Genomic DNA, 12,200 nt, shown 5'->3' on the forward strand with positions numbered 1-12,200 from the left:
ATTCACTTTACAGAGGAAAATTGCGAGAGAAAAGGCAACAAGGATGCTCAAATAGTGCGCTAGGTAGCAAAACGGGAAACAAAGTTTCTTATTGGAAACTTCGACGTTGAATGTTGCATTTCACACTTGTATGTTTATCAGATGTAATGTGATGGATGTAATTAATACCACCCTCACTTCTGATTTCACTTAATGCTAATAGCAACTCACACTGGAGAAGTATCATGGAAAAAGAACTTAAATTTACAGAAAGCCACGAATGGGTACGTGAAAATGGCGACGGTACGGTAACGGTTGGGATCTCTGCTCACGCTCAAGGCTTACTGGGTGATGTGGTATTTGTTGATCTACCAGATGTCGATGACGAAGTAACCGCAAAAGAAAGCTTCTCTTTGGTTGAATCAGTAAAAGCGGCTTCAGATATTTACTCTCCAGTCTCTGGTGTGATTGTAGAAATCAACGAAGAATTAGAAGACAGCCCAGAGTTAGTTAACGAAGAACCGTATGAAGGTGGTTGGATTGCTCGAATCAAGCTATCTGACGACGGTGATCTTGAAAACTTAATTCCTGGCGATCAATACCTTGAAAGCATCGAAGAAGAATAAAAATAACAAAAAGGATTAAGATCATGAGTCAGCTTCTTCAACAATTAGGCACGGATAACGAGTTTATTCGTCGCCACAATGGTCCCGCTTCTTCACAGCATCAACATATGCTCAATACGGTTGGCGCTGAAACACTAGAAAAATTAATCGAAGAAACCGTACCAAGCTCAATTCGTTTGCCTCAGCCAATGCAATTACCTCACGGCCTTTCTGAAAATGCCATGCTTGCTGAGTTAAAACTAATCGCTCAACAAAACACATTGAACACAAGCTATATCGGCCAAGGTTATTACAATACGCACACGCCTAATGTGATTTTACGTAATGTATTCGAAAACCCAGGTTGGTACACCGCTTACACCCCTTATCAACCTGAGATTTCTCAAGGTCGTTTAGAAGCGTTACTTAATTATCAACAAATGGTAATGGATTTAACAGGCCTTGATATTGCTAACGCCTCCCTTCTTGATGAAGCGACCGCAGCAGCAGAAGCCATGACACTGTGTAAACGTGGTGGTAAAAACAAGAGTTCGACTTTCTTTGTGGCAGATGATGTTCACCCACAAACGTTAGCAGTAATCAAAACACGAGCTAAATTCATCGGTTTTGACGTTGTTGTTGATACGGACTCAAATTTAGATTCACATGATGTGTTTGGTGCATTGCTTCAATACCCAGGAACGACGGGCGAAGTAAAAGATCTAACAACATTGATCGACCAAGCGCACGCTAAGAAAACCTTAGTGGTTGTGGCTACCGACCTACTTGCTTCAGTACTTCTTAAACCTGTTGGTGAAATGGGTGCGGATATAGCAATTGGTAGCGCACAACGCTTTGGTGTTCCAATGGGATACGGCGGTCCACACGCTGCATTCATGGCAACACGTGAAAAACTAAAACGTTCTATGCCGGGTCGTGTGATTGGGGTGTCTATTGATTCAAAAGGCAATCAAGCGCTGCGTATGGCAATGCAAACGCGTGAGCAGCATATTCGTCGTGAAAAAGCGACATCGAATATTTGTACAGCTCAAGCGTTACTTGCAAATATGGCCTCTTTCTACGCGGTGTATCACGGTCCTGAAGGCCTAAAAACTATCGCTCGTCGTGTGCATCATTTCACGGCTATCGTTGCAAAATCTCTGCAATCAGCAGGGTTTGAATTAGCACATCAACACTTCTTTGATACGTTAACGGTTAAGACAGAACAACAAACTGACATTCTTTACACCAAAGCCCTAGCCGCCAGCATCAACCTACGTAAATTTGATACTGAATTAGGCATTAGCTTTGATGAAACCACCACGGTTTCTGATTTAGTGGCGTTACTGGCTGTATTTGGTGTTGATAACGCAGAGTGTGACAGCTTATCAAATGATATTGGTCAAGATGAGTTCTCGGCTATTCCTGAAGCGTGTCGTCGTACTTCATCGTTCTTAACTCATCCAGTGTTCAATACGCATCACAGCGAAACACAAATGCTGCGTTATTTGAAAAAACTGGAAAACAAAGATTTCTCATTAACTCACGGCATGATCCCGCTTGGATCTTGTACCATGAAGTTAAATGCTGTGGCTGAAATGCTTCCCGTCACGTGGCCTGAGTTTGGTGGTATTCACCCATTCGCACCACTTAACCAAGCGGCAGGTTACACAACCTTAGCAACGTCTCTAAAATCGATGCTGTGTGAAATCACAGGCTACGATGATTTTTCTCTGCAACCGAACTCAGGCGCATCTGGTGAATACGCAGGATTAATTGCGATTCAACGTTACCATGAAAGCCGCAACGAAGGTCACCGTAACGTGTGCTTGATCCCAAGCTCTGCTCACGGAACTAACCCTGCAACCGCTTCAATGGTGTCAATGAAAGTGGTTGTCGTTAAATGTGATGATAACGGCAATATCGACATGATCGATTTGGCTGAGAAAATCGCTAAGCACCAAGAAAACCTATCAAGCATCATGATCACTTACCCTTCTACACACGGTGTATATGAAGAGCAAGTACGTGAAGTGTGTGACATGGTTCATGAAGCAGGTGGTCAAGTGTACCTTGATGGTGCCAACATGAATGCACAGGTTGGTTTAACCAGTCCTGGCTTTATTGGCTCTGATGTTTCTCACCTAAATTTACATAAAACGTTCTGTATTCCGCATGGCGGTGGTGGTCCGGGTATGGGTCCTATCGGTGTTAAATCGCACCTAGCCCCTTTCCTTCCGGGTCACTCTGAAAATGGCGTTCAAGGTCCAGATTATGCGGTTTCTGCTGCGGATCTAGGCAGTGCCTCTATTCTTCCTATTTCATGGGCATACATTGCGATGATGGGTGAAATGGGTCTGACAGAAGCGACTAAAGTGGCTATTTTGAATGCGAACTACGTAATGGAGCGCTTACGTCCTCACTACCCTGTTTTATACCGTGGTACAAATGGTCGAATTGCTCACGAATGTATTATTGATATCCGTCCGCTTAAAGAAGCAACAGGGATCAGTGAAGAAGACATTGCGAAACGTTTGATGGACTTTGGTTTCCATGCACCAACCATGTCGTTCCCTGTTGCGGGGACGTTAATGATTGAGCCAACAGAATCTGAAGACTTAGCCGAATTGGATCGCTTCTGTGAAGCAATGATCGCAATCCGTGAAGAGATGAATAAAGTTCAGCAAGGCGAATGGCCGTTAGACAATAATCCGCTTGTGAATGCACCGCATACTCAAGTCGATCTAATGTCGAACGAGTGGGATCACCCATACACTCGTGAAGTGGCTTGTTTCCCATCAGCTCAAGCAAAAGCATCTAAATACTGGCCAACGGTAAACCGCGTTGATAACGTGTACGGTGACCGAAACTTAATTTGTTCTTGCCCAAGCATTGATAACTACGAAGAATAATACCCCGCAAATAATACCGATTATGAATACAATAAAGGCAAGCCAATTGGTTTGCCTTTTTCTTTCCTTAAAAGAAGCACATTATTAACTGGAAAATTGTTATTCTACATTCGATTATTTAAAGTAAAACATGACAAAGAACAATATAGTGATATCATTCTCCTTCAAAAATACAGCTTATATCATGAAGTAAAACAAATAAAATAAAAAACCACTTTATATTAATCACTATGATTTCTTTCTATAGCTTCTCAACTTCTTTAGTTTCGCGATAGTTTTATTTACTGGATACCACCTTTGAAAACAAACCGCTTCCCTAGTGCATTACATATTTCACTTTTACACTTACTGTCCGTTTTAAAAAATAAATTGACATCAAGCAGCCATAATTCACAGTCATATTTTTATGATCTTTCAGCTATCGCACTATTGCTGCTGCCTTTAACACTCTCTAATGCGCTCGCTGTACTTTTAGGTCATACATTCCAACTTCTAGAATTACCATTTATCTCTGGGTTATGTTTTCATTTATCAAATTTACTGATCAATATTTACCCACTCTCATTCTGTATAATTACCAGTTATTACTTATCTCATAAGACAACCTTCAACAATGCGCTCTTTATTATTTATTCATTAACTCTTTTTTATCTTATCTCAATTGAAAGCGGCACCTTATCAACGTCTTATTTTTTCCCAAACAACCCACTGCTCGCTTTACTAAGTGCTTTAATTACTTTTACGTACTGTACTCGCTTCAATTTACAACAATTAGAGCCACAAGCACCGGATTTTACCTCACGCCTGTTCAAACATGTGGCACACCTTTTCTTATTTATTAGCTTTACATTATTTCTTTCTAAAGTGACGGTTAAGGTAATTGAATTTTTCACTTCATTCATTAGTGGGATCAACCTTGATCCATTAACTTTCTCTGGTGGATTAATTTATCAAACCTTACTTGGTTTGTTAGGTGCTATCGGCATCAATGGCCACAATATGCTGTTTTCCATAAAGCAGACAATTTATTCTGCAACACAAGAAAACATGAGCGCTTGGACTGCAGGTGAAGCACCTCTTAATATCATTAGCCAAGGATTCTATGATGCCTTCATGTCGATGGGAGGCTCAGGCAACAGCATTAGCCTATTATTGTGTATTTTGATTTTTTCTAAAGAACGTAATCATATAATGTTAGCGTTAGCTGCTCTTCCATTGGTAATGTTTAACATTAATGAAGTATTGCTATTTGGTTTACCTATTATCTTTAATCCGCTTCTGATCATTCCATTTATAGGTTTACCTTTAATTAGCTTTTTGATTACTTATCTATCAATTTCACTCGGGGTCATATCGCCTGTAGTCGATGTTGTCAATTGGATGACTCCTCCTCTCTTTAGCGGCTACATTGCGATGGGCAACAATATTGAGGGATCATTGCTACAGTTAATTATTATCATTGTCGGGATCTTTGTTTATCGCCCTTTCTATCTTTCTTTTGCGGGGAGATACTCTATTCGTTTAAAAGAGGCCATGTCAGATACTCTTGTAGAAAAAACTATTTTTACTAGCCTACTCGATAGTGTCAGAACGTCGGCGATGACCAGTTTAAATATGTCATCGGCTCAAAAGCGACTGGCTACCTTGCTCCATCAAGGTGAGTTAGTCATGCATTACCAACTTTTACAATCTGTATTAGATAAGCACTTTTTCTCATTTGAGGCATTACTGCGTTATCACGACAATGCAGGAAAACTGCATCCACCGACGTTTATTTCTGACTTTCAATTGCTAAACATGATGCCAATGTTAGATAAGTTGGTTATTGATAAAGTTTTATTGGATATGCAACAAATGGCATTATCACCACAGCATCGAGTGGCTATCAATATCTCTGTTGCTTCCATTGAAAAGGCCGATTTTGTCTCTCATTTGTTATCACGACTAAACCACTTTTCTATTTCTCCCCTGTGGTTAGAACTTGAGATCACAGAAGAAGCGATTTTGAGTGATAATCTTCCTTTATTACAGACGATGGAAAACTTAAAATCACACGGGATAAAAATATCAATGGACGATTTTGGAACGGGTTACGCTTCCTTTCCCCATTTAAATAAATACCCGTTTGATAAAGTGAAACTTGATCGCTCATTACTGCTAGACGCAACCACCTCAAAAGGAAGGGAGTTGTATCAATTAATCGCAAAAATGGGCGAAATAGCTGACTGTGAAGTGGTCGCTGAAGGCGTTGAAACTCCAGAAGAATACGAGTTCGTTGCAAAATGTGGCGTTGATGCGGTACAAGGTTTTCTATTATCAAGACCAAAACCGCTCTCTGAAACATTAAAATTAATAGAACAGTATAAGCGCATGCGTTAATACTAAGGTCGAGTCATACTACTGCCACATCACTAACACGGCAGCGATAGCTATTAATATTAAGGCAAGTATGTCTTTTCTTTTTATGCGCTCTTTTAACCAAAATAAAGAGATCAACATAGTAAAGAACACCTCTACTTGTCCAAGTGTTTTTACTAGTGGTACCGTTTGTAATGACATGGCACTAAACCACCCTAACGAACCGATAAAACTGGTAATACTCGTCATAATGACTAACTTAGGTTTGGTAAACATCGTTTTTAGAGTAGAGCGATCTTTAACTAGCATGTAAGCTACGAGCACCAAGGTTTGGAGCGTGATAACCAACAATAGAACCCAAGCCGCACGATGAGGAAATGGAATATCAAGCGTTAGACTTGCCTCTCTAATCCATAATGAAGTGAGTGCGAATGAAGTGCTACACGCTAAACCAATCAAGGCCGTCTTTAATGAAAGGCTACGAATACCATCAGGGCAACTCAACATAAAAACCGCGATGGCTCCGACCGCGACACCTACCCAGCCCAACAATGACAATGAAGTACCAAAAAACAACACACCGAGAAAAGCTGCGACTGGCGCTTCGCTTTTTGCTAATCCGGCACCAATCGCAAAATTCTTTTGTTTAAACAATACCACCATCAATCCAGTCGCTATAATTTGCATTATCGATGCGCCAACAATGAATAGGTATGAGTAAGTAGTAAAAATAGGCAAAGAAACGGGCTGATAAATATAAAGGGATAACAGATAAAATGCAGCAAGCGGACTTGCCCATAAAAAACGTGACAGCGTCACTCCTGTCACGTTCATTTCTTTACTTAAGCGACTCTGAAATGCGTTACGCCATGACTGACTAAATGCCGCCAATAAGGTAAAAAGTATCCAGCTCAAAATAATCCTTTATTTAGCATTTAATCTCAATAAAAACCAACTTAACTCTATTTTTGTAACATGGGAAGTAACTCTTCTCATTTAGTTAAATATAAAAAAAAACATCCAAAATAGTAATTGAGAGCTACGCCACAAATACCTACGATTCTAATTTTTTAAATTGTAAATTCACAGATTATAAAATACATTCTTTTCTTTTTAAAACAATAGAGTAAATAGCAATGACAAGCTTCAAAGAGTACAAAGTCATTCACTTAGTGGAAGGCGGTTGTGGCACTATTTTCTTAGGCGCAAGTGGCGTTCCAATTCAAAAAATGGAAGCCGAACTAAACAAGTACGCCCAAGAAGGTTGGCAGCTAGCTTTTCAAATCGTAGAGCAAAAACGCTTTCTTCTTTTCTGGAAACGTGAAGCCGTTATTATTACATTAGGTCGTTAATGCTCGCACAACTATCAATTACTTTGATCCGTACCTACCAAAATAAAGGCGGATCAAAAAAGTTATTAAATATTGAATGTAACTTTGAACCTACTTGTTCTGAATATACAAAAAAATGTATTCAAAAATATGGAGCCTTCAAAGGCTGGAAGCTAGGATTACAAAGAATTAAACGTTGTAATCAACCTGATTTGACTGAAATAATTTACGATGAGGTTCCATAATGAATTTTCTTATCAAGAAGAATGAATTAGAAGATAAAGAAGAACAACTAAGAAAACAAGTAGCAGTGTTATCGGATGAAGATCGTAAAATCTACTATAAAGAGCAAGCACAACTCTTAAAAGACCCTGATACTTATGCAGCCTTAAACGTCTTATTCTTAGGCGGATTTCATCATTTATACTTAAATAAATACTTATGGTTCTTTGGGGAATTATTGTCTTTAGTTTTAGGGTTATTTTTGATTTTCTCTGGTGAAGAGTTTGGATTCTGCATATTAATCGCCATTGCGATTATTGAATTACCTCAACTGTTTTTCTCACAAAAAATCGCACGAGAGCACAACTATCAATTGTCGTACGCTCTCTTAGAAAAGATAAAAAATAAATTGTTTAATTAGGGCGCTTTCGTGCCCTATTTTATCATGGTTCTATAATCAGACGGTGTATACGTGGTTTTATTCTTAAATACTCGATAAAAGTAATTCACATCTTGAAAGCCGCAGCGTGTTGCCACTTCAGTCAATCTAAATGTATATTTCTTCAGCATAAATTTTGCACGTTCAATACGAACCCACGTAATGTAATCTGCCAATGTCATGTGTCCTTGTTGTCTAAACATTCTTGACAGATGATTTGGCGAAATGTTAAATCGATTCGCTATATTGCTTCTATCAATACTGCGATGGAAGTTTTCTTGAATATATATACATATCCCTTGATACAGATCTTCACTCCGTTTCTTCGGTGAAATCACGTCACTTGGTTCACCCAGCATTGCGTTACTGTAACTTAACAAAGCAAGTAGTAAGTGTTCATCCATCGGTTTTTTGTTTGGCTCTCTTGCTAGTGCATTTAGTGCTTCTAAAATGTTATCAATCGCATGACCTGTGCGAGTTTGAATACTGTATTTTTGGACATCATAAAATCCAGATTCACCCTTACGTTTACCCACCAAACTAAAACCAACTTGGCGACGGCCAAATAATAAGCTCAACACTGAACAATCTTCATCCCAACTTGGTTTATTCCAACAGTTTGGGGGAATATATAATGCATCTCCCGCCATCACTTTAATCTCTGTAATTCCAAGATCTGGGTCTTCAATTTGATTTAAATATTCACCACTAATAACCAATTCTAAACGAGGGAAGTTTACCTGATAACTAAATTGCGGTGGTGTGACTTTATCACCCGCAAACCAAATCTGATTAAAGCTTTCTCGTTCAGACAAAAGCGCTTCTAAAACACTATTAAATACAACAGCCATGCTTTCTCACATTAGAAATAACAAAAAACAAACGCTACTTTTATCCACTAAGCCATTCAATAAGTAACAAATAGAAAACAAAAAACAAACCATATAAAGATAAAGATTGAACGTAACTATATATTTATTAAAAACTTTTTTGATTCGTACATTATAGGTATTTCGATTTATAAAAATAAGATCTTAATCACACTTGGAAGAAGGCGATACAATAATCCAGTAAATGTCTTTCTCACACACTTATCAATAAGTCTTATCGGATCCACACTATTCCCACTCAAGCAATCCACAAAAAATTGGGAATGAATCATGATAACCGACTTAATTAATGAACAGCTCATTTGTCTAAACCTCACAGCTAAAACCAAAGACGACGTTTTTACAGAGATGGCCAACACCTTACACAAACAAGGTCGCATCAGTGACAAACAACAATTTTTAGCGGATATCTATGCTCGTGAAGCATTAGGTAATACTGGATTTGAAGAAGGCGTTGCACTTCCTCATGCAAAAAGCGCAGCGGTAATTTCACCAGCAGTCATGATTGGTGTTAGCCAAGAAGGGATTGAATACGGTGCTGATGATGGTTTACCGTCACGATTATTCTTTATGATTGCATCTCCTGCTAATGGCGCAGACCACCACATTGAAGTATTAGCAGAACTTTCTTCTAAATTAATTGAAGATGGATTTATTGAAAAATTCATAAAGGCTACGTCTCCTAAAGCAGCATTGGAATTGCTTCTGCAAAAACCAGAAGAAGTAGACACAATTGAAGCAAATCAGGGCTTTCTTATTGGCGTCACTGGCTGTCCTGCCGGCATAGCACACACATATTTAGCGTGCGAAGCGCTTGAGAAAGGCGCAGCTGAATTAGGCTACAAAATTAAAGTTGAAACCAACGGTTCAATTGGCGTTAAAAACAGCCCTACCGCAGAAGAAATAGAACAGGCAGATGCCATTATTGTTGCTTGTGATAAGCAAGTTGACCTAACTCGCTTCGCTGGAAAGAAATTAATTCAAACCAATGTTAAAGCACCAATTAAAGATGCAAAAGGACTGATTACTCAATCTCTAACTCAACCACCTTTTGTTGCTGACGCTTCTTCTAATTCAAACGATACAAAAAACACGGCCTCTCAAACACGTTCAGACTTGTATCGCTACTTAATGAACGGCGTATCTCACATGATCCCGTTTGTTGTTACTGGCGGCTTATTAATCGCACTAGCTCTGGCATTAGGTGGCCAACCAACAGAAAGTGGCATGGCGATCCCACCTGGTAGTTTATGGAATAAAGTTCTTGATGTTGGTGTTGTTGCCTTTACGTTAATGATCCCCGTTCTTGCTGGTTATATTGCTTACGCCATTGCTGATCGTCCAGCATTAACACCTGGTCTTATCGGTGGTTGGATTGCCAACAACGGTTCTTTCTATGGTGCAGATGCAGGGACTGGTTTCATTGGTGCCATCATTGCCGGTTTACTGGTTGGTTACTTTGTTAAATTTATCGTAAGCATTAATTACCATAAATTTATCCAGCCTCTTGTGCCAATCATGATTGCTCCTATTGCTGGTTCATTGTTCATTTCTGGTTTATTCATCTTCGTTATTGGTGCCCCAATTGCAAGTTTGATGGATTCATTAACGATGCTTTTAACAAACTTAAGCACCGGTAATGTGGTTCTACTTGGTATCGTTCTTGGTGGTATGGCAGGCTTTGATATGGGTGGTCCATTCAACAAAGTCGCGTTCCTATTCTCTGTTGGCATGATAGCGAGTGGGCAAACTCAATTCATGGGTGCAATGGCGTGTGCAATCCCTGTAGCACCACTAGGTATGTCATTAGCAACCGTTATTGGGCGTAAATTCAATATCTTTGAATCATCAGAAATCGAAGCGGGTAAAGCCTCTGGTGCAATGGGCTTAGTGGGCATTTCTGAAGGCGCTATCCCATTTGCAGCACAAGATCCTATCTCTGTCATTCCTGCAAATATGCTTGGTTCTATGACAGCGGCAGTAATGGCCTTCTCATTCGGCATTACCAATAGCGTTGCTCATGGTGGTCCTGTCGTCGCTCTACTAGGCGCAATGAATAAACCAGTACTTGCTATCGCTTGTATGGCAACTGGTACGGTAGTGACCGCTCTTGTATGTATCTCTATTAAGAAGATGCGTCAAAACAAAAACGTAACGGTAGCAACTGCTTAATTATTTTGTGACACCATCGCCAACCTCCCCCTTTGTTTGATGGTGTCACCCCCCTAATATTATACGAGTCGATTATGAACACATGTAAAAAACACTTTTTCTACCCTATGAATAACGTAATTCAAGATTATGCTTGGGGCAGTCATACCTCTATCGAAATGCTTTTTGATATTAAGAATACAACAGGAAAACCTCAGGCGGAGTTATGGATGGGGGCACATCCAAATGGTTGTTCGCTTGTCACTATTAATGGAGAGTCCATTTTATTGTCTGATTTAATTAATGAAGATAAAGAGGCTTTTTTATCTTCACCTACAGCACAAAACTTTGGTGAACTGCCATATCTGTTTAAAGTATTGGCCGCAGAAAAAGCACTGTCGATTCAAGTTCACCCGAACAAACAACAAGCCGTTGATGGCTATGAAAAAGAAGAAAAAGCAGGCATTGAATTAAGTGCCTTTAACCGTAACTACAAAGACAATAATCACAAACCTGAATTAGTTTATGCATTAACAACGTACAAAGCGATGAACGGGTTTAGAGAATATGAAGAAATCATTTCATTATTTACTCAAATGGCATTACCTTCTATTTCTTACCTTGTTGACGCTTTCGCACAAGAACCGAATGCAAAGGGACTAAAACAATTCTTCAAAGAGATGCTTTCTTTAGAAGGCGAGACAAAAGAAATCGCCGTCACCGAATTGGTTGATTACGCAACTCGCAGTTCAGAAGGCTTATTCGTTCAAATACAAGATTTGTCAGAGCAATACCCAAATGACATTGGTTTATTTACTCCATTAATGCTTAATGTTATTACTTTACAACCTGGTGAGGCGATGTATTTAAAAGCTTGTACCCCTCACGCTTACATTAATGGTACCGGTCTTGAGATAATGGCGAATTCTGACAATGTATTACGAGCAGGATTAACACCAAAATACATGGATATTGATGAATTGATGTCATGTACTGAGTTTAATAGCATTCCAAAATCGGCTTTATTAATGCAACCTATTGATATTGATGGTGGGATGAATTACCCAATCCCTGTTGATGATTTTAAATTTTCAGTCTTAACGCCAAAATCTGAACTGCCTTTAACAACACAAAGTGCAGAAATCTTATTTGCGATTGATGAAGATATGACCGTTAATCACACCTCTGGTGAATCCGTTTGCGTTCCAAAAGGCCATTCTATCTTTGTACCCGCTTACACAAGCAAATACACATTACAAAGCCTCGGAAAAGTAGCAAGAGCATTTAACTAAGAACGCCAATAATCGTTAATA

Annotated in this window: 10 protein-coding genes; 8 read left to right on the forward strand and 2 right to left on the reverse strand. The window is 39.3% G+C overall.

Annotation, left to right across the window (positions count from 1 at the left end):
- The first annotated feature begins 224 nt into the window (after window positions 1-224).
- The 3 genes from gcvH to A6E06_RS11790 all read left to right on the forward strand — a co-directional run bounded on the left by gcvH (window position 225) and on the right by A6E06_RS11790 (window position 5,875).
- Window positions 225-605 carry a glycine cleavage system protein GcvH gene (gene gcvH / locus A6E06_RS11780; protein WP_065593534.1) on the forward strand — a complete coding sequence of 127 codons (381 nt, stop codon included), beginning with the start codon at window positions 225-227 and terminating at the stop codon, window positions 603-605.
- 23 nt (window positions 606-628) lie between these two features.
- Entirely contained in the window at window positions 629-3,496 is a 2,868-nt protein-coding gene (gene gcvP, locus A6E06_RS11785) for an aminomethyl-transferring glycine dehydrogenase (protein WP_065593533.1), read from the forward strand.
- 330 nt (window positions 3,497-3,826) lie between these two features.
- Entirely contained in the window at window positions 3,827-5,875 is a 2,049-nt protein-coding gene (locus A6E06_RS11790; protein ID WP_141676965.1) for an EAL domain-containing protein, read from the forward strand.
- A gap of 18 nt (window positions 5,876-5,893) precedes the next feature.
- Here A6E06_RS11790 and A6E06_RS11795 read toward each other — a convergent pair whose 3' ends face one another.
- A complete protein-coding gene (locus A6E06_RS11795; protein WP_065593532.1) occupies window positions 5,894-6,769 on the reverse strand; it encodes a DMT family transporter in 876 nt (291 codons plus the stop codon).
- Window positions 6,770-6,990: 221 nt separating this feature from the next.
- On the opposite strand from A6E06_RS11795, the gene A6E06_RS11800 reads away from it, so the two are divergent.
- From A6E06_RS11800 to A6E06_RS11810, 3 genes are read left to right on the forward strand one after another with little or no spacing between them, the layout of a single operon-like run.
- The gene (locus A6E06_RS11800; RefSeq protein ID WP_065593531.1) at window positions 6,991-7,206 is read left to right on the forward strand and encodes a DUF4177 domain-containing protein; all 216 of its coding nucleotides are present in this window, start codon (window positions 6,991-6,993) and stop codon (window positions 7,204-7,206) included.
- Window positions 7,206-7,430 (forward strand): membrane protein insertion efficiency factor YidD, encoded by a 225-nt coding sequence (gene yidD, locus A6E06_RS11805; protein WP_065593530.1) that lies wholly within the window; start codon window positions 7,206-7,208, stop codon window positions 7,428-7,430. Before A6E06_RS11800 ends, yidD begins: the two co-directional genes overlap by 1 nt.
- The gene (locus A6E06_RS11810) at window positions 7,430-7,828 is read left to right on the forward strand and encodes a hypothetical protein (RefSeq protein ID WP_065593529.1); all 399 of its coding nucleotides are present in this window, start codon (window positions 7,430-7,432) and stop codon (window positions 7,826-7,828) included. Before yidD ends, A6E06_RS11810 begins: the two co-directional genes overlap by 1 nt.
- Window positions 7,829-7,842: 14 nt before the next feature.
- Here A6E06_RS11810 and A6E06_RS11815 read toward each other — a convergent pair whose 3' ends face one another.
- On the reverse strand, window positions 7,843-8,697 hold the full coding sequence (locus tag A6E06_RS11815) for a helix-turn-helix transcriptional regulator (protein ID WP_065593528.1): 855 nt from the start codon (window positions 8,695-8,697) through the stop codon (window positions 7,843-7,845).
- Between the two features lie 309 nt (window positions 8,698-9,006).
- Between A6E06_RS11815 and A6E06_RS11820 the strand changes: the two genes are divergently transcribed.
- Window positions 9,007-10,908 (forward strand): fructose-specific PTS transporter subunit EIIC, encoded by a 1,902-nt coding sequence (locus A6E06_RS11820; RefSeq protein ID WP_065593527.1) that lies wholly within the window; start codon window positions 9,007-9,009, stop codon window positions 10,906-10,908.
- 74 nt (window positions 10,909-10,982) lie between these two features.
- A complete protein-coding gene (manA, locus tag A6E06_RS11825; protein WP_065593526.1) occupies window positions 10,983-12,179 on the forward strand; it encodes a mannose-6-phosphate isomerase, class I in 1,197 nt (398 codons plus the stop codon).
- Window positions 12,180-12,200 lie beyond the last annotated feature (21 nt).

It is taken from the genome of Aliivibrio sp. 1S175 (assembly GCF_001690985.1).
In the GTDB taxonomy this organism is placed as follows: domain Bacteria; phylum Pseudomonadota; class Gammaproteobacteria; order Enterobacterales; family Vibrionaceae; genus Aliivibrio.